We start from the raw sequence: 17,912 nt of genomic DNA on the forward strand, positions 1-17,912 counted from the left end.
ACATGATTGCTTACGAAGTTTATGAGACCGAACTGGGCCAGGTTGTGATTGCTGCGGATGAGGTGGGGGTCACCGTGCTGCGATTCCTGACTGAGGGAGGTTCGTGGAAGGTGTCTGAGGGGTGGGAGAGAGGACAGTCGGAGCTGACCGATCTCGCCGCGTCCCAGCTGGCAGAGTACCTGGCGGGGAAGCGTCGCACCTTCGAGCTGCCCCTGAATCCAAACGGTACGGAATTCCAGCAGCGGGTGTGGCAGGCCTTGCTGTCCATTCCCTATGGGGAGACCCGCAGCTACCGCGAGCAGGCTGAGGCTCTCGGCAATGTGAAAGCCATCCGCGCGGTGGCGCGGGCCAATGGCGCCAACCCGATTGCCATCGTGATCCCCTGCCATCGTGTTATCGGGGCTGACGGGACCCTGACCGGCTATGCGGGCGGGTTGGACATGAAGGCCCGGCTACTGAGCCTTGAGGGGGCGCGGTTCGTGGACCAACCCAGCCTCATCTGATCCCGCTGACTGCGCCGACCGGGATGGCGCTGGTCATGACTGCCTGCGACCGGGATAATAGGGCGCTTGAGCCGCGCAACGGATCCGGAGGTCAGATGCTGTACAGACTGGGAACAGAAGAGCCAACGCTGGAGGGTGAGGGGCACTACATCGCGCCCGGGGCCCATGTGATCGGCAATGTGCGGATGCTCAGTCACAGCTCCGTTTGGTTCAACGCGGTCGTTCGTGGAGACTGTGACCAGATCACGATTGGCGAGTACAGCAATGTGCAGGACGGGGCCGTTCTGCACACCGACCCGGGAGTCCCGCTGAATATTGGCACCGGTGTAACCATCGGTCATAAGGTGATGTTGCACGGCTGCACCGTCGGCGACTACAGCCTGATCGGCATCAACGCGGTTGTACTGAACGGCGCGAAGATCGGCAAGTGCTGCATCATCGGCGCCAATGCACTGGTCACAGAAAATACCGAGATCCCCGACTATTCCATGGTACTTGGCAGTCCGGGTAAAGTGGTGAAGACGCTGGACGAGTCCATGTTCGAACTGCTGAAAGCCAGCAGTGACCACTATGCCGGCAATGGCAAACGCTTTGCTGAAGAACTAGTAGCGATTACCGAATCCTGATGGCCGAGAAAGTTTTATCCCAGGTTGTTGTGGCTGAGCGGCCAGTGCGTTCCCCCTGCATTTCCGTCTGTGCCCTGAATGAGAAAGACATCTGTGAGGGTTGTTTTCGTTCCGGAATGGAAATCAGCCGCTGGGGCACCATGAGCAATGATGAGCGCCGGCAGGTATTGAAAAGTTGTACCGAGCGGGCGCGCTCCATGGGCCGGATCTGGTAATCCGGCCGCGACAGAAGTACGAGATTTTTTCTGCACACAGGCCGGGCGAGGTGTACCTCGTGCGGCGCACCCGGCAATGCACCGGGTGACATCAACGTAATAAGAAATATGACCCAACTCTTTGTCCACTTACGAGTCCATTCCGAATACTCCCTGATTGACGGCCTGGTGCGGATCAAGCCGCTCGTAGCCCGTGCGGCCGAGCTGGAAATGCCGGCACTCGCGATCACTGACCAGACCAATTTCTACGGCCAGGTGAAGTTCTACAAGGCGTGTATGGGGGCCGGTATCAAACCGCTCACCGGCGCGGATTTCTGGCTCAGTGAGGGCGGCGAGGAAAACCCCACGCTGATTACCCTCTATGCAATGAACAAGGAGGGTTACCGCAACGTTACCGAGCTGATTTCCCGCGCCTGGATGGAGGGGCAGTACCACGGTAACGCCTATATCCGACGCGAGTGGTTGCCGGAATATGCCGAAGGTGTGTTGGCGCTGTCCGGCGCCAAGTATGGTGATGTGGGGCGGGCGCTGGTCGCAGGCCGTAAAGCCCAGGCACAGGAACTGGCCCAGGAGTGGGCGCGGATCTTTCCTGACCGCTACTACCTGGAGCTGCAGCGCACCGGTCGCCCCGGTGATGAAGAGTACCTGCACGCGGCTGTAGAGCTGGCTGGGCAGCTGCAATTGCCGGTGGTGGCTACCAATGATGTGCGCTTCCTCGAGGAGAGCGAGTTCGAGGCCCATGAGGTGCGGGTCTGTATCCACGACGGCCGTGCGCTCGATGATCCCCGCCGGGAGCGCAAGTATTCCCCCGACCAGTATCTGCGTACCCCTGAGGAAATGCAGGAGCTGTTCAGCGATATTCCCGAGGCGCTGGAGAATACGGTGGAAATTGCCCGCCGCTGCTCGGCCCCAATCCAGCTGGGCAAGTACTTCCTGCCGGAATTCCCGATCCCGGAGGGGATGACCGAGGACCAGTTTTTCGAGAAGGTATCTTTTGAAGGCCTGGATCGCCGCCTCGACAAAATTCTCGATAAGTCCGCTCCGGACTACGCCCAGCGTCGCAAGGTCTACGAGGACCGGCTGCGCTTCGAACTGGATATCATTATCCAGATGGGGTTCCCGGGCTACTTCCTGATCGTGATGGACTTCATCCAGTGGGCCAAGGACCACGATATCCCGGTAGGTCCGGGACGGGGTTCTGGTGCCGGCTCGCTGGTGGCCTATTCGCTCGATATTACCGACCTCGACCCGCTGCAGTACGACCTGCTGTTCGAACGTTTCCTTAACCCGGAACGGGTTTCCATGCCCGACTTCGATGTCGACTTCTGTATGGAGAAGCGCGACCGGGTGATCGGTTATGTGGCGGACAACTATGGCCGCGATGCGGTGAGCCAGATCATTACCTTCGGTACCATGGCCGCCAAGGCGGTGGTGCGGGACGTAGCACGGGTGCAGGGCAAGTCCTATGGCCTGGCCGACAAGCTGTCGAAGATGATTCCCCCGGACCCGGGCATGACCCTGGCCAAAGCCTTCGAGCAGGAGGAGATCCTGCGGGAGTTCCTCGAAACTGACGAGGAGGGCCAGGAAATCTGGGAGATGGCCCAGCAGCTGGAGGGTGTGGCCCGTAACGTGGGTAAGCACGCCGGCGGCGTGGTGATCGCCCCCACCAAGTTGACTGACTTTGCACCGCTCTACTGTGATGAGACGGGTGCCGGTCTGGTGACCCAGTTCGACAAGAACGATGTGGAAGATGCGGGCCTGGTGAAGTTCGACTTCCTCGGTCTGCGTACGCTTACCATCATCGACTGGGCCAAGGTGATGGTGGACGAACAGCGTGCTCGTGAAGGCAAGGAGCCGCTGGTCATCGAGACGCTGCCGCTGGACGATCCCGAAACCTACAAGATGATCAAGCGGGCCGAGACCACCGCCGTATTCCAGCTGGAATCCCGCGGTATGAAGGACCTGATCAAGCGCCTGCAGCCGGACAACCTCGAGGATATGATCGCCCTGGTGGCCCTGTTCCGTCCCGGCCCGCTGCAGTCAGGCATGGTGGACGACTTCATCAACCGGAAACATGGTCGCGCCCAGGTCGCCTATCCGGATGCCAAATACCAGCACGAGAAGCTCAAGCCGATCCTGGAGCCTACCTACGGGGTAATCGTCTACCAGGAGCAGGTGATGCAGATCGCCCAGGAGCTCGCGGGCTACACCCTCGGCGGCGCCGATATGCTGCGTCGTGCCATGGGTAAGAAAAAGCCCGAGGAGATGGCCAAGCAGCGGGAGATCTTCGCCAGTGGTGCGAAAGAGCAGGGCGTTGACCCTGACTTGGCCATGAAGATCTTTGACCTGGTGGAAAAGTTTGCCGGCTACGGCTTCAACAAGTCCCACTCCGCCGCCTACGCTCTGGTTTCTTACCAGACGGCGTGGCTTAAAGCGCACTACCCGGCACAATTCATGGCCGCCACTATGTCCTCGGACATGGACAAGACCGACAAGGTGGTGACCTTTATCGAGGAGTGCCGGGCCATGGACCTGGTACTGGTACCGCCGGACGTCAATCTCGGCACCTACCAGTTCTCTGTGGACGTGGACAATCGCATCATCTATGGCCTGGGTGCCATCAAGGGCCTGGGCGAGGGCCCGATCGAGAACATTATCGCGGTGCGCCAGGAAGGCGGGCCGTTTACCGACCTGTTCGACTTCTGTTCCCGCGTCGATCCGCGCAAGGTGAACAAGCGCGCCCTGGAAGCACTGGTGCGCTCGGGAGCCCTGGACAGCATCGGTCCGTCGGCAGAAGGGATGGACGGGCTCAACTACTCCCGTGCGGTGATGTTCAATGCACTGGATGAAGCAGTGAAAGCTGCCGAGCAGCAATCGCGCAACGCCAGTGCCGGCATGATGGACCTGTTCGGAGAGGTGGTGCCGTCGGCTTCCGATGGCGATGTCTATGCGGATTTCCGCCGCGCACGCCCGTGGAGTATTCGCGAGCGCCTCGAGGGCGAGAAAAACACCCTCGGCCTGTACCTTACCGGCCACCCGATCGACGAATACGAGGACGAGCTGCAGCACCTGGTGAAGGCCCGCATCGCCGACCTCAAACCCGGCGGCCGCGAGGGCCAGAAGGTGGCCGGACTGGTAGTGGCCATGCGGGTGATGAAGACCAAGCGCGGCGATTCCATGGCCATCGTGACCCTGGACGACCGCAGTGGCCGCATCGAAGCGGCGGTCTTCAGTGAGGCCTTCGGCGAGCACCGCGAGAAGCTGGTGAAGGATGCGCTGCTGGTGCTGGATGGCCCCATCTCCCACGACGATTACAGCGGCGGCCTGAAGATGACCGTCAACAGTGTCTCGACGCTGGATGAGCTGCGTCAGGGCAGTGTGGCGGGAGTCCGCCTGCGGCTCGACAGCGCCAGCGCTCCGGCGGGTCTCGGTAAGCGTCTCGCCGCCTGCCTGAAGCCCTACACTAATGGTCCGGACAGCAATTGCGGCGTGTGCATGGAGGTGGCTCGCAGTGATGCCCGTGGCCTCTATCGCCTGCCGGCGGAGTGGCAGGTGGAGCCGAATGACCAGTTGGTGCAGTCGCTGAGGGAATTGCTTGGTCGCGACCGGGTCATTTTGGACTACAAGGAGCGGCGATAATTACCCCCAGGGTCGACTGGCTGGTTCTCGAAGAGTAAGCTATGCCGCCATTGATGGCCCTCCGGGATGACCAGAGTTAAAAGGCGCGTATTGCATGAATTTCAATTTTCTCGAGTTTGAACAGCCGATCGCCGAGCTGGAGAGCAAGATCAAAGAGCTGCAGCATGTGGGCGACGACAACGAGCTGAATATCGCCGATGAAGTTGCCCGGCTGCGGGAAAAGAGTAAGAACCTCACCGAGTCCATCTACAGTGACCTGACCCCCTGGCAGGTGGTACAGGTGGCGCGCCATCCGCAGCGCCCCTACTCCAAGGACTATATCCAGCGCATGTTTACTGACTGGGATGAGCTCCACGGTGATCGCCATTTCGGCGATGACAAGGCCATCATCTCCGGTATCGCACGCCTGGACGGCAAGCCGGTAGCGGTGATCGGTGAGGAGAAGGGGCGTAGCGTCAACGACAAGGTGGCGCGCAATTTCGGTATGCCGAAGCCCGAAGGCTACCGTAAGGCCCTGCGGATCATGGAGATGGCCGAGCGCTTTGGCCTGCCGGTATTGACCCTGATCGATACCCCAGGGGCTTACCCCGGTATCGACAGTGAGGAGCGCGGCATCAGTGAGGCCATCGCCCAGAACCTGGCGGTGATGTCACGTCTGCGTACGCCCATCATCTGCACCGTGATCGGTGAAGGCTCTTCTGGCGGCGCGCTGGCGATCGGTGTCGGCGACCAGCTCAACATGCTGCAGTATTCCACTTACTTTGTGATCTCCCCGGAAGGCTGCGCCAACATCATCTGGAAGACCGTTGAAAAGGCCCCACTGGCGGCTGAGGCCATGGGGGTGACCTCTACGGTGCTCGAGGAATTGGGCATTGTGGATGAGACCATCGAAGAGCCGCTAGGCGGCGCCCACCGGGATCCGGAGGCGATGGCCGGGCGTCTTCAGGAGCGCCTGTCCGAGCAGCTGGACCAGCTGCGCAGGGTTCCCATTGATGAGCTGCTCGAGAAGCGCTACCAGCGCCTGATGAGCTACGGCAATATCACTTCCTGATCGCTTCCTGCAGCGAGATAAAAAAAGGCCGCAACACTCGCTGTGTTGCGGCCTTTTTTGTGTCTGGACTGCGGGGCGAGAGATTGTGATCAGGCTTTGTCCGAGGCCAGGGCCAGTGCGACCGTCTCCGGGCCCAGGTTGATACCACCGGACAGGCTCATCACGGTTTTGTACACTTTCACTTTGTGCTCCCGGGCGACCTGTTCCAGTGCGGCAAAGCCCGGTACTTTGTCCAGGTCCTGCAGCTTGCCGGCGATGCTAACCACAATGGATGGCATCAGCAGCTCGCCTGCGCGGATCTTGTCGATCGCCAGTTGAAACAGCGACTGGGTGCAGTTCTCAAATCCGCGAATGGTGTCTGTCACGGTCGAGCCGGAATGATGAATGGATAGGATCGGGTGCAGCTTCAGCATACGGGCCGCCATGGCCTTGAACCAGCTGATGCTGTTCTCATTCTTGCTCCGCGCCCGCTCGCGCACGTAATAGACGTCCTTGATCGCCGCATAGCCATGGATGTTGCGACGAAATTCCTCAGCCCGCTTTTTGATCTCGCCAGCCTCAAGGCCACGCTGGATCAGTGACAGGGTATACAGAGCCAGCAGTCCCTGGCCGCTGAACAGGGTGTGAGAGTCCACGGCGTGGACATTCACCTCGTCGTTGGCGCTGGTTGCGGTGAGATTCTTTACCGCAACCTCGGCATTGGCGAAGGTCGGACTGTTGGTGCCGTTGATGGTCTGGACGATGATGTCCTTGCGCCCTTTCCTGACCAGCTCCTTGATGATGCTCTCGATCTCGCCGGTGGGGGCCGGACCGGTGAGGATCTGATGGGAGCGGTCTACCAGGGAAAGGGTATAAAAGTGGGCCATCTGGGCGGGGTTGCGCTGATCACCAAAGGTGTCCTTGCCAACACTGACGGTGTGGGGCAACACGGGGATGGAGAATTTGCGCAGAAATTCATCCGGCAGATCGCAACCGGAATCTACAACGAGCTGGACCATGGGTAACTCTGTACGTCAATTATTCTGAGATTTGGCGCACAATTTATCACTTGACGGCAGGCTGCGGTAGAGAAATTAGTACACCCGTATGAGTTTTTTGATCTTGTGGCCGAGAGCGCTCGCTGCCAGCGAGGGGCGTGTTCGACGCTCACTCCAGCGCGCCGGGCAGACGACGTCTGTAGAGCCGGCAACCCACCCTAGCTGTGCAGGTTGCCGAGGCTGTTGGGTGAAAGGTCGTCAGCCGTGCATATGTTCCAGTTCGCGGCCATTGGTCTCATGTACCATCCGGATCACAAAGATCACCGACAGGCAGGCAAACAACATATAGATGCCGTAGGCCGCAGCGAGGCCGATGGCGTGCAGCATCAGGGGGAAGCTCATGGTAATGATGAAGTTGGCTCCCCATTGGGCGAGGCCTGCGACTGCCAGGCCTGAGCCACGCATGCGATTGGGGAACATCTCCCCGAGCATGACCCACATGACCGGGCCCCATGAGGCGTTAAAGAAGAAAACGTAAACGTTGGCGGAAACCAGGGCGATGAGGCCCATGGCGTCGGAGAGCAGCAGGCGTCCGCTGGTGTCGATCTCGGCCGTGCTGAAGGACAGGCAGACCAGGGCCAGGGACACCGACATGCCGACAGAGCCCGCCAGCAACAACGGCCTGCGACCGATCCTGTCGATCAGGCCAATGGTGATCAGGCAGGCTGCGATGCTGATACCACCGGAGATGATGTTGATCATCAGCGCGTCCGACTCGGAAAAACCTACTGACTGCCAGAGTACGGCTCCATAGTAGAAGACCACATTGATCCCCACCAGTTGCTGCAGGACTGCCAGCCCGAGGCCGACCCAGACGATGCGGCGGACCTTACCCACACCATCGAGCAAATCCCGCAGGTGGGGGCGTTGATCCCGGACAGTGGTGGACTCCAGTTCAGCCAGCTTGCTGGCAACCTCCTGCTGGTCCCGGAGCAGGCGCGTCAGTACCTCCCGCGATTTTTCCAGCTGACCAGAGATTGCCAGGTAGCGGGGGCTCTCGGGGATCCATAGCAGGGTCAGGAGAAACAAGGCCGCGGGGATCATTTCCACCCAGAACATCCAGCGCCAGGCAGTCAGCCCCAGCCACCATTCACTGGTCGCCGAGCCGGCGGTGTGTGCGAGCAGGTAGTTGCTCACGAAAGCCGCAAAGAGGCCGGAGATGATGGCAATCTGCTGGATTGTTGCCAGCCGCCCCCGCCAGGCCGCCGGTGCCACTTCACTGATGTACGCCGGAGACAGCACGCTGGCGGCACCGACCGCGAGGCCACCCAGAATCCGGTAGCCGACGAACTCCAGTGAGGATGTGGCAATTCCGGAGCCCCAGGCGCTGACCAGGAAGAAAGCCGCGGTGAGCAGCAGGACGGGCTTGCGCCCCCAGAAGTCGGCGATGCGCCCGGCGAAGAAGGCACCGGCCGCACAGCCGAGCAGCATGGAAGCTACGTTGAATCCAGTGCCGGCACTGTTCGAGTTGAAGGCCTGTTGCAGGCCTTCGACAGTACCGTTGATCACACCACTGTCGAAACCGAACAGAAAGCCGCCAATGGTGGCAATGGTACAGATCAGTACGATAAAAAGTCGGGGGTGGTCCGCTTCACTTATCAGGCGGTCATGGGTCGCTTCCATCACGCTAGTCTCTGGTTATTATTTTTCGGGATTGTCGCACCCTTCGGGACGCTGCGCGCAATGGACAGGGCACCCCGCGCCACGGCGGCCCAATTTTGCGGCAGAGCGGGTGCCATGCAGAAATTCGATGGCACAGATCCAAACTCTGGAATTCTTTTATGGCCGGTGCCGGGATACCTTCATTTCCACATTTGCGACAGGATGATCTGAACATGAAAAAGCTTTTCAGCGCGGTAGCGATGCTCGTTTCGCTACTGGTGGCATTGCCCTCCCTGGCTCAGGAAGGCGAGTCACGCGTACTGATGGTGTTGACAAGCCACGATGCCATGGGCGGTTCGGGAGAGGCGACCGGTTTCTGGATGGCGGAGTTGACCCATCCCTACTTTGCCCTCAGGGAGGCGGGTATTGCGGTGGATATCGTCAGTATCAGAGGTGGTAAGGCCCCGGTCGACCCTCGAAGCCTGGAGGAAGATGACGATGACAACCGGCGCTTCCTGGAGCACGCGCAGACCCGTAAGCTGATCGAGAATACGCGCCCGCTAAGTGCCGTTGACCCGGCCCGATACGCGGCGGTGATCTTCGTCGGCGGTCACGGGACAATGTGGGATTTTCCCGATCAGGCTGATGTGAATCGGGTGGCTGCAGCCATCTATCAGGAGGAGGGGATAGTGGCCGCTGTCTGCCACGGACCGGCGGCGCTGGTCGGGGTGACCCTCGATGACGGCAGCAGGCTGGTCGCCGGGCGCAAGGTGACGGGATTCACCAATAGCGAGGAGCGAGCGGTGGGTCTCGACGATGTGGTGCCGTTTATGCTCGAGGATGCCCTCGGGGAGGCCGGTGCCAGCTTTCAGGGTGCGGCCGACTGGCAGAGCAATGTGGTCGTGGATGGCCGACTGATTACTGGCCAGAATCCGGCATCGGCCAGGGCTCTGGGTGAGCAGGTCGCCCAGGCAGTGCAGGGAGACTGATCTCTCTTTCTTCGTAGCCTCTTCTGGCTATTCCACTATCAGGCTGTCGGCCAATGGCTGAGCCGACAGTCTGGGGTAAACTGTTCCCGTTTGTCGGCGCGATTGTCGTGACGCTCTCGATCCGCGAGCGCGATTGCAGGCTTTGCTCCGGCTGCTCCCACTTCAACGCTCCCGTCGGAGCAGGGCATGGCAACTTTGGGCGACAGCAGTTTCACTCTTCAGGATTCTCTGCGGGTATTTCTCGCGCGCTTCCCTTGTCGTGGGCGCCGCTGGGTGGCCCTGAGTGGCGGCCTTGACTCCACGGTGCTGCTTCATCTGCTGTCTGTGGAGGGGGAACCGGTGTCGGCGGTGCATGTGCACCACGGGCTCTCGCCCAATGCGGATGACTGGTCGGAGCACTGTGCCGAGCTGGCGGATTCCCTCGGTATCCCCCTTTATACAAAGCAGGTAGAGGTCGATACCAGAGCTGGGGTCGAGGCGGGGGCCCGCGATGCCCGCTACCAGGTGTTTCAGCAGTTACTGGAGCCCGGCGACCAGCTGTTGCTGGCTCACCATGGGGATGACCAGGTTGAGACGTTCTTTTTGCGTGTGTTACGGGGCGCCGGCCCTCAGGGGCTCAGCGGAATGCGCAATTGCCGGCCACTGGGGGCGGGGCTGCTGTTGAGGCCGCTGTTAAATGTTTCCCGCAGCGAGCTCGAAGCCTATGCCCGGGAGCATGAGATCACCTGGATCGAGGATGAGAGCAACAGCGACCCGCGCTTTGACCGCAATTATCTGCGGTCGCGGGTGCTGCCCCTGCTCAGTGATCGCTGGCCTCTCCGTCAGCGGGTCCAGCGAGCGGCGCAGAACCTCCAGGAGAGCGCACTTCTGTTGCAAGAGCTGGCCGATCTGGATCTTGGGGCTTGCCGTCGTCGCGCGGAGCGACTTGGCGAGTCTATCGCGCTCGATCCGTTCCTTGCCCTCAGCCCGGAACGGCGACGTAACCTGCTGCGCTGCTGGGCAGAGGCCAGCGGTGGCACCTGGCCGAGCGCTCAGCAGTTGGCGGAGCTCGAGCAGCAGCTGGCCAGTGCCGAGGCGGATCGATTGCCGGCCGTGCCGCTGGGGCGGCTGATCGCCCGGCGGTTTCGCGACCGGCTCTTTCTGACGCCGACATTACCGGAGGTACCAGAGGGCTTTGCCGCATCCTGGAGCGGCCGGCATTCGCTGCAGTTGCCCGGGGAAGGATGCATGGGCCCGCTACCAGACTGGCCCACTGCGGAATACACGGTCAGTTTTCGCCGCGGTGGGGAGCGGGCGCGTCCCCTGGAGCGCCAGCATTCGCAAACCCTCAAGAAGCTTCTACAGGAGTACGGCCTGGAACCGTGGCTCCGCGACCGCGTTCCGCTAATCTTTGAGGGGGAACGGTTGCTCGCGGTGGGTGACCTGTTCCTCTGTGATGGGTGGATTGGCACGACCCCGGAGACTCTCCCGGATTGGCGCCCGCTGGCGTTTTTCGATTGAGACAAAAGCCCGGTTCTGGTAGTCTGGCGTCCCATCTCAAGGCAGCGGGAGACGCCTCCAGCGTCTGGCCGTGCCGGCCCCGCAAACCCGATCTCATCGGGCATTCAACTGACCAAGGTTTTGCATGACGCGCTATATATTTGTCACTGGTGGCGTGGTTTCCTCGTTGGGGAAAGGAATCGCCTCCGCTTCCCTGGCCGCCATTCTCGAGGCCCGTGGCCTCAAGGTCACCATCCTGAAACTGGATCCCTATATCAACGTGGATCCGGGCACCATGAGTCCCTTCCAGCACGGCGAGGTCTACGTGACCGAAGATGGCGCCGAGACGGATCTGGACCTGGGCCACTACGAGCGCTTCATCCGCACACGCATGTCCAAGCGCAACAACTTCACCACCGGCCGGGTGTACGAGACCGTGCTGCGCAAGGAGCGCCGCGGTGACTACCTGGGTGGTACGGTGCAGGTCATTCCGCATATCACTGACGAGATCAAGCGTCGCGTGATCGAGGGTGGTCGCGATATGGATGTTGCCATCGTCGAAATCGGTGGCACCGTGGGTGATATCGAGTCCCAGCCGTTCCTGGAATCCGTGCGCCAGCTGCGCGTGGAACTGGGCCTGAACCGTGCCCTGCTGATTCACCTCAGCTATGTGCCGTACCTGGCCACTGCCGGTGAAACCAAGACCAAGCCGACCCAGCACTCCGTGAAAGAGCTGCGCTCCATCGGCCTGCAGCCGGATATTCTTCTGTGCCGCTCCGAGCGCGAGATCGATGAGGACTCCCGGCGCAAAATCGCCCTGTTCACCAACGTGGAAGAGCGTGCAGTGGTACCGCTGCCCGACGCGAAAACGATCTACGGTGTTCCCCGCCTGCTGCACACCTATGGTCTCGACGATATCGTCGTGGACAAGCTCCAGCTGGAATGCGCGGCCCCGGACCTGTCCGAGTGGGACGCCGTGGTGGACGGCAAGTTGAACCCCGAGCACGAAGTGAAAATTGCCATGGTTGGCAAATACATGGAGCTGCTCGATGCCTACAAATCCCTGATTGAATCCCTGACCCACGCGGGCATCAAGCACCGCTGCAAGGTGGATATCAACTTCATCAATGCCGAAGACGTCGAATCCGAGGGTGGACTGGAGCTGATCAAGGATGCCGACGCAATCCTGGTACCCGGTGGGTTTGGTGAGCGAGGACTCGAAGGTAAGCTGGAATCTGTCCGCTATGCCCGTGAGAACAATATTCCGTTCCTGGGTATCTGTCTCGGTCTGCAATCCGTGGTTATCGAGTACGCACGTAACGTACTAGGGCTCAAGGATGCCAACAGCACCGAGTTTGATATCAACACCTCCAATCCAGTGATCGGCCTGATCACCGAGTGGATCGACAGCGAAGGCAAGGTCGAGAAGCGCGATGAGCATTCAGACCTGGGCGGTACCATGCGTCTGGGTGGCCAGGAATGCCGTCTGGCCAAGGACAGCAAGGCTCGTGACATTTACGGCGCTGATGTGATCGTAGAGCGTCACCGTCACCGCTATGAAGTGAACAACAATTACGTTGATCGCCTGCAGAAGGCCGGCCTCAAGATCGGTGGCTGGTCTGCGGACGATACTCTGGTGGAAATGGTGGAGCTGCCCGAGCACCCCTGGTTCGTGGCGTGCCAGTTCCATCCGGAGTTCACGTCCACTCCACGCGATGGTCACCCGCTGTTCGAGAGCTTTGTGGCTGCCGCCATGAAGCAGCACGAAAAGAACGAAAAGTAAGAGCAGGGCAAGTACACACAGGAACCTGCCTGCAGGTGAATTGATACCCGGCCTGATCGTTAAGGTTCGGCCGGGTAAAGGGAAAGCGAATGATGAAAACCATTGAAGTCGGAAAAATCCAGGTTGCCAACGACAAGCCGTTCGTGCTGTTCGGTGGCATGAATGTGCTGGAATCACGCGATATTGCCATGCAGGTGGCCGAGCACTACGTCAAGGTGACGGAAAAGCTCGGTATTCCCTATGTGTTCAAGGCCTCCTTTGACAAGGCCAACCGCTCCTCTATTCATTCATATCGTGGACCCGGCATGGAAGAGGGGCTGAAGATTTTTGAAGAGGTCAAAAAGACCTTTGGCGTGCCCCTGATTACCGATGTGCATGAAGTCGACCAGGCCGCTCCGGTTGCCGAAGTGGTGGACGTGATTCAGCTGCCGGCTTTCCTTGCCCGCCAGACCGACCTGGTCAAGGCCATGGCGGCCACCAATGCGGTGATCAATGTCAAGAAACCCCAGTTCATGAGCCCACCACAGGTAAAAAACGTGGTGGAAAAGTTCGCTGAGGGTGGTAACGAAAAGATCATTCTGTGTGAGCGTGGCAGCTGCTTTGGCTACGACAACCTGGTGGTCGACATGCTGGGCTTTCGCACCATGATCGATGCTTCCGGTGGTGCACCGGTCATTTTTGACGTAACCCATTCACTGCAGATGCGCGACCCGTCCGGCGCAGCCTCCGGCGGTCGCCGCGGCCAGGTCACCGAACTCGGTCGTGCGGGCCTCGCGATTGGCCTCGCCGGACTGTTCCTCGAGGCGCACCCGAACCCCGACAAGGCACTCTGCGACGGCCCCAGCGCGCTGCCGCTGGAAAAGCTGGAGCCTTTCCTGGCGCAGATGAAAGCTGTCGATGACCTGATCAAGGGTTTCGAGCCGCTGGATACCAAATAACAGCCGTACCGCCTCAGTACGAGGTACGAATCTGCTGAGAACGCGGCGCCGCCAACGAAGGGGTTGCCGCGTAAAAATAAAAACTTCTCGACGACCCGATTCACAACAATTATCAACATGGAGCCCCGTTAATGAGCAAGATTGTTGCCGTAAAAGCCTATGAAGTGATGGATTCCCGCGGAAACCCCACTGTAGAAGCCGATGTCATTCTGGAGTGCGGCGCGGTTGGTTCCGCCTGTGCACCATCTGGCGCTTCCACCGGCTCCCGTGAGGCGCTGGAACTTCGCGATGGCGACAAGAGCCGTTACCTGGGCAAGGGTGTGCTGAAGGCCGTTGAAAACATCAACACCACCATTGCCGATCTTCTCAAAGGTATGGACGCTGCTGACCAGCGTGCGCTCGACAAGGCGATGATCGATGCCGACGGCACCGAGAACAAATCCAAGCTGGGCGCGAATGCGATTCTGGCTGTTTCTCTGGCTGCTGCAAAAGCAGCTGCCGTTTCCAAAAACATCCCGCTGTATCAGCATATCGCCGAGGTAAACGGCACCGCTGGTGAATACACCATGCCGGTACCGATGATGAATATCCTCAATGGCGGTGAACACGCCGACAACAATGTGGATATCCAGGAGTTTATGATCCAGCCGGTCAAGGCCCCGACCTTTGCCGAGGCGCTGCGTCAGGGCGCTGAGATCTTTCACTCCCTGAAAAAAGTGCTTTCCTCCCAGGGCTTGAATACTGCCGTTGGTGACGAAGGTGGTTTTGCTCCGAACCTGCCTTCCAATGAAGCTGCCCTGCAGGTGATTGCGGAAGCCGTAGAAAAAGCTGGTTACAAGCTGGGTGAGGACATCACCCTGGCGCTGGACTGTGCCTCCTCCGAGTTCTACAAGAATGGCAAGTACGACCTTTCCGGTGAAGGCAAGCAGTTCGATAGTGAAGGCTTCGCTGATTACCTGGCCAAGCTGTCGGCAAACTACCCGATCCTGTCCATCGAAGATGGCATGGACGAGAGCGACTGGGACGGCTGGAAGATCCTCACCGACAAGATTGGTGACAAAGTGCAGCTGGTTGGTGATGACCTGTTCGTGACCAACACCAAGATCCTGAAAGAGGGGATCGAGAAAGGGGTAGGTAATTCCATCCTGATCAAATTCAACCAGATCGGTTCCCTGACCGAGACCCTGGAAGCGATCAAGATGGCCAAGGATGCCGGTTACACCGCGGTGATTTCCCATCGTTCCGGTGAAACCGAAGATACCACCATCGCCGATCTCGCCGTGGCGACTGCCGCTGGCCAGATCAAGACCGGCTCTCTGTGCCGCTCCGACCGTGTGGCGAAGTACAACCGCCTGCTGCGCATTGAGGCGGAGTTGGACGGCGCTGCCCCGTATCGCGGCCGCGCTGAATTCAAGTAAGTGCGGGGCGGAGCAGGGCGGCTTGTGAATAGCTGGTCTCCCATGGCTCCGCCGATCTCCCCGTGCTGCGCGCTAACTGGGTTACGCCGATGAAATGGCTGCTGGCAATACTGACCATCCTGCTCGTGACATTCCAGTACCGCCTGTGGGTGGGGGAAGGCAGTCTTGCGGAGGTCTCCCGGCTCAAGCGTGAGCTGGCGGAGCAGCGCGAAAAGAATACGGTACTGACCCGGGCCAACCGACAGCTGTTGCGGGAAGTGCGCAGTCTCAAGGAAGGTACTGACGGTGTCGAGGCCAAAGCGCGCTACGACCTCGGACTGATCCGGGAAGGCGAGACCCTGTTTATCTTTATGCAACCGGAAGAGGAAAAAGCCGAGTGATTTCCGGCTATTGGGTGATCGTGCCCGCCGCCGGGGCCGGTCGCCGCATGGGCGCGGACCGCCCCAAACAGTATCTGCCGCTTCTCGGCCGTCCGATACTTTCCCTGACTTTACGCAACATTCTTACCTGGCCCGGAGTTGCTGGAGTTGTCGTGGCGATCTCTCCGACCGATAGCGATTTTGAGCATCTCCCCGAGTCGCGGGACAGCCGTGTACAGCAGGTGCATGGCGGAGCTGAGCGGGCCGATTCCGTGCTGGCAGCACTGAATTTTCTCGCATCGAAAGTAGCTCCTGACACCCAGGTTCTGGTGCACGATGCAGCGCGACCCTGTGTTGCAGTGGAGGATATCGAGGCGCTGCTGGCTGCGGAGGCATCTTCTGCGCTGCTGGCAAAACCGGCAAGCGACACCGTCAAGCTGGCGCGCGTGGGTAACGAGGATGTTACCTCGGTCAAGAAGACTCTGGACCGATCCCGAATCTGGCTTGCGCAAACCCCTCAGCGGGCGCCCCTGGGTGAATTGCATCGGGCGCTGCGAGAAGCGCTGGAGCGCGGTGATCCGGTCACGGATGAGGCCAGCGCGCTGGAATTTGCCGGGAAATCGCCTCAACTGGTCAAAGGCCGCAGCGACAATTTCAAAGTGACACACCCGGAAGACATCCCGTTGGCGGAGGCGGTTCTGCGCCTGAGGTTTGCGGCGGTAGAGGGCAATCGTTGATGAGTATGCGAATCGGGCAGGGCTTTGATGTCCATGCATTTTGTGAGGGTGACCATGTCATCCTGGGCGGGGTCAAAATTCCGCATGGCCAGGGGCTGAAAGCCCACTCGGATGGCGATGTTCTGCTGCACGCCCTTGCCGACGCCTTATTGGGGGCGCTGGCCCTCGGCGATATTGGCCACCATTTCCCTGACAATGACCCGGTTTATTCGGGTGCAGACAGTCGACAACTGCTGCGCCATGTCTTGGGGCTCATCCGTGCGCGGGGCTATCGTCTGGTCAATGCGGATTGCACACTGATTGCCCAGGCGCCGAAGATGGCGCCCCATATCCAGGACATGCGCGCCAATATTGCGGCAGACTGCGATCTTGATATCGATGCGGTGAGCGTCAAGGCCACGACCACTGAGCGGCTCGGATTCACCGGCCGAGGCGAGGGAATTGCCGCTCAGGCAACTGTGCTACTGGCGGTCCACCGTGGGAACTCGGATTCGTGACAATGCCCAATACAACCGGTAACTGGAATCTCGACTGGCCCCGGGCGCTGGGCGGAGTGGCGATAGAAGCGGATTTCCGTGTTTCGCCGGAAGACTTCATTGTCGACGAACTGGCCGCACCGACAGCTGATGATGACGGCGAACATGTCTACCTGAAAATTCGCAAGCGCGGTGCCAATACCAACTGGGTTGCGCAACAGCTGGCGAAGGCAGCAGGGGTCAGGGTTGGTGATATTGGTTTTTACGGCCTGAAGGATCGCCATGCGGTGACCACCCAGTGGTTCAGCGTCTGGCTTGGGCAGAAAGGCGCGCCCGACTGGACGCAGCTGAACTCCGATGAGATTGCTGTACTCGAGGTATTGCGTGGCCCGCGCAAGTTGCGTCGGGGCGAACATGTGGGCAACCGGTTTGTTATCACCCTGCGCAATGTTCGCGGGGATCGTGAACGGGCCGCCTCGATACTGGAGTGTCTTGGGGACGGTGTTCCCAATTACTTCGGCGAGCAGCGGTTTGGCCGCAACGGTGGCAACCTGGATCTGGCGTTGCAGATTGCCGAGGACAATGCCCGCGTAAAACGCAGCGACCGCGCCTTTGCCATGTCGGCAGCGCGAAGCTGGCTTTTTAACCAGGTTCTGGCTAAACGTGTGGCCCTCGACTGCTGGCGTGAACCCGTGCCGGGTGAGCCACTGGCAGAACCCTCCGGGCCATTGTGGGGCAGGGGACGTAACCCCGCCACGGCAGAACTGGGAGAACTTGAATCTTCGGTAACGGGTGAATGGGCCAGTTTGTCTGACTGGCTGGAGCACTGTGGCCTGCAGCAGGAGCGACGCAGCCTGATACTCAAGCCCGAGGGTTATGGTTTCGAATGGCAGGCGGACAGCCTGCAGCTGACTTTCGCTCTGCCCCCCGGTGCATTTGCCACCGCGGTGCTCCGGGAGCTATCGGCGCTGGTCAATGAGAGTGGCGCCAACATAAAATAGAGCAACAAAAATAACCGGCCCTGGCGCCGGCACTGCGGTGGCCGTGGGCGGCTACCGGG

Annotated in this window: 16 protein-coding genes; 14 read left to right on the forward strand and 2 right to left on the reverse strand. The window is 60.1% G+C overall.

Going from position 1 to position 17,912, the window contains the following annotated elements; genetic code table 11:
* Positions 1–2 precede the first annotated feature (2 nt).
* From AUP74_RS10020 to AUP74_RS10040, 5 genes are all read left to right on the forward strand, one after another.
* A complete protein-coding gene (locus tag AUP74_RS10020; RefSeq protein ID WP_158514560.1) occupies positions 3–503 on the forward strand; it encodes a methylated-DNA--[protein]-cysteine S-methyltransferase in 501 nt (166 codons plus the stop codon).
* A gap of 95 nt (positions 504–598) precedes the next feature.
* Positions 599–1,129 carry a gamma carbonic anhydrase family protein gene (locus tag AUP74_RS10025; RefSeq protein WP_069947456.1) on the forward strand — a complete coding sequence of 177 codons (531 nt, stop codon included), beginning with the start codon at positions 599–601 and terminating at the stop codon, positions 1,127–1,129.
* Positions 1,129–1,344 (forward strand): DUF1289 domain-containing protein, encoded by a 216-nt coding sequence (locus AUP74_RS10030; RefSeq protein WP_069947457.1) that lies wholly within the window; start codon positions 1,129–1,131, stop codon positions 1,342–1,344. The genes AUP74_RS10025 and AUP74_RS10030 overlap by 1 nt, the downstream gene beginning before the upstream one ends.
* 108 nt (positions 1,345–1,452) lie before the next feature.
* Positions 1,453–4,983 (forward strand): DNA polymerase III subunit alpha, encoded by a 3,531-nt coding sequence (gene dnaE / locus AUP74_RS10035; RefSeq protein WP_069947458.1) that lies wholly within the window; start codon positions 1,453–1,455, stop codon positions 4,981–4,983.
* A gap of 94 nt (positions 4,984–5,077) precedes the next feature.
* Positions 5,078–6,034 carry an acetyl-CoA carboxylase carboxyltransferase subunit alpha gene (locus tag AUP74_RS10040; RefSeq protein ID WP_069947459.1) on the forward strand — a complete coding sequence of 319 codons (957 nt, stop codon included), beginning with the start codon at positions 5,078–5,080 and terminating at the stop codon, positions 6,032–6,034.
* 89 nt (positions 6,035–6,123) lie between these two features.
* Here AUP74_RS10040 and AUP74_RS10045 read toward each other — a convergent pair whose 3' ends face one another.
* Together AUP74_RS10045 and AUP74_RS10050 are read right to left on the reverse strand one after the other, a co-directional pair.
* A complete protein-coding gene (locus tag AUP74_RS10045; protein ID WP_069947460.1) occupies positions 6,124–7,032 on the reverse strand; it encodes a DegV family protein in 909 nt (302 codons plus the stop codon).
* Between the two features lie 237 nt (positions 7,033–7,269).
* Complete coding sequence (locus AUP74_RS10050) at positions 7,270–8,694, reverse strand: sugar porter family MFS transporter (protein WP_193427366.1); 1,425 nt, start codon at positions 8,692–8,694, stop codon at positions 7,270–7,272.
* A gap of 212 nt (positions 8,695–8,906) precedes the next feature.
* Here AUP74_RS10050 and AUP74_RS10055 point away from each other — a divergent pair, with 212 nt between their 5' ends.
* From AUP74_RS10055 to truD, 9 genes are all read left to right on the forward strand, one after another.
* Positions 8,907–9,662: a type 1 glutamine amidotransferase domain-containing protein gene (locus AUP74_RS10055; RefSeq protein ID WP_083261117.1), complete on the forward strand. Its 756-nt coding sequence runs from the start codon at positions 8,907–8,909 to the stop codon at positions 9,660–9,662.
* Between the two features lie 186 nt (positions 9,663–9,848).
* A complete protein-coding gene (gene tilS, locus AUP74_RS10060) occupies positions 9,849–11,162 on the forward strand; it encodes a tRNA lysidine(34) synthetase TilS (RefSeq protein ID WP_083260919.1) in 1,314 nt (437 codons plus the stop codon).
* 124 nt (positions 11,163–11,286) lie between these two features.
* Positions 11,287–12,924, forward strand: a complete 1,638-nt coding sequence (locus AUP74_RS10065) for a CTP synthase (protein ID WP_069947461.1) — start codon at positions 11,287–11,289, stop codon at positions 12,922–12,924.
* Positions 12,925–13,016: 92 nt separating this feature from the next.
* The gene (gene kdsA / locus AUP74_RS10070) at positions 13,017–13,862 is read left to right on the forward strand and encodes a 3-deoxy-8-phosphooctulonate synthase (protein WP_069948823.1); all 846 of its coding nucleotides are present in this window, start codon (positions 13,017–13,019) and stop codon (positions 13,860–13,862) included.
* Between the two features lie 131 nt (positions 13,863–13,993).
* On the forward strand, positions 13,994–15,280 hold the full coding sequence (gene eno / locus AUP74_RS10075; protein WP_069947462.1) for a phosphopyruvate hydratase: 1,287 nt from the start codon (positions 13,994–13,996) through the stop codon (positions 15,278–15,280).
* Between the two features lie 89 nt (positions 15,281–15,369).
* Complete coding sequence (locus tag AUP74_RS10080; RefSeq protein WP_069947463.1) at positions 15,370–15,660, forward strand: septum formation initiator family protein; 291 nt, start codon at positions 15,370–15,372, stop codon at positions 15,658–15,660.
* Positions 15,657–16,376 (forward strand): 2-C-methyl-D-erythritol 4-phosphate cytidylyltransferase, encoded by a 720-nt coding sequence (gene ispD, locus AUP74_RS10085; protein WP_069947464.1) that lies wholly within the window; start codon positions 15,657–15,659, stop codon positions 16,374–16,376. Before AUP74_RS10080 ends, ispD begins: the two co-directional genes overlap by 4 nt.
* A 5-nt stretch (positions 16,377–16,381) precedes the next feature.
* On the forward strand, positions 16,382–16,873 hold the full coding sequence (ispF, locus tag AUP74_RS10090; protein WP_069948824.1) for a 2-C-methyl-D-erythritol 2,4-cyclodiphosphate synthase: 492 nt from the start codon (positions 16,382–16,384) through the stop codon (positions 16,871–16,873).
* Between the two features lie 2 nt (positions 16,874–16,875).
* Positions 16,876–17,853 (forward strand): tRNA pseudouridine(13) synthase TruD, encoded by a 978-nt coding sequence (truD, locus tag AUP74_RS10095; protein ID WP_069947465.1) that lies wholly within the window; start codon positions 16,876–16,878, stop codon positions 17,851–17,853.
* Positions 17,854–17,912 lie beyond the last annotated feature (59 nt).

Source organism: Microbulbifer aggregans, from assembly GCF_001750105.1.
Lineage (GTDB): Bacteria > Pseudomonadota > Gammaproteobacteria > Pseudomonadales > Cellvibrionaceae > Microbulbifer > Microbulbifer aggregans.

Bases quoted from the DNA above. Each gene is read 5' to 3' on its own strand.
- AUP74_RS10065 (WP_069947461.1), top strand. From the start codon at position 11,287: ATGACGCGCTATATATTTGTCACTGGTGGCGTGGTTTCCTCGTTGGGG.
- AUP74_RS10050 (WP_193427366.1), bottom strand. From the start codon at position 8,694: ATGGAAGCGACCCATGACCGCCTGATAAGTGAAGCGGACCACCCCCGA.
- AUP74_RS10030 (WP_069947457.1), top strand. From the start codon at position 1,129: ATGGCCGAGAAAGTTTTATCCCAGGTTGTTGTGGCTGAGCGGCCAGTG.
- eno (WP_069947462.1), top strand. From the start codon at position 13,994: ATGAGCAAGATTGTTGCCGTAAAAGCCTATGAAGTGATGGATTCCCGC.
- AUP74_RS10025 (WP_069947456.1), top strand. From the start codon at position 599: ATGCTGTACAGACTGGGAACAGAAGAGCCAACGCTGGAGGGTGAGGGG.
- kdsA (WP_069948823.1), top strand. From the start codon at position 13,017: ATGAAAACCATTGAAGTCGGAAAAATCCAGGTTGCCAACGACAAGCCG.
- tilS (WP_083260919.1), top strand. From the start codon at position 9,849: ATGGCAACTTTGGGCGACAGCAGTTTCACTCTTCAGGATTCTCTGCGG.
- AUP74_RS10020 (WP_158514560.1), top strand. From the start codon at position 3: ATGATTGCTTACGAAGTTTATGAGACCGAACTGGGCCAGGTTGTGATT.
- AUP74_RS10040 (WP_069947459.1), top strand. From the start codon at position 5,078: ATGAATTTCAATTTTCTCGAGTTTGAACAGCCGATCGCCGAGCTGGAG.
- truD (WP_069947465.1), top strand. From the start codon at position 16,876: ATGCCCAATACAACCGGTAACTGGAATCTCGACTGGCCCCGGGCGCTG.
- AUP74_RS10045 (WP_069947460.1), bottom strand. From the start codon at position 7,032: ATGGTCCAGCTCGTTGTAGATTCCGGTTGCGATCTGCCGGATGAATTT.
- dnaE (WP_069947458.1), top strand. From the start codon at position 1,453: ATGACCCAACTCTTTGTCCACTTACGAGTCCATTCCGAATACTCCCTG.
- ispF (WP_069948824.1), top strand. From the start codon at position 16,382: ATGCGAATCGGGCAGGGCTTTGATGTCCATGCATTTTGTGAGGGTGAC.
- AUP74_RS10055 (WP_083261117.1), top strand. From the start codon at position 8,907: ATGAAAAAGCTTTTCAGCGCGGTAGCGATGCTCGTTTCGCTACTGGTG.
- AUP74_RS10080 (WP_069947463.1), top strand. From the start codon at position 15,370: ATGAAATGGCTGCTGGCAATACTGACCATCCTGCTCGTGACATTCCAG.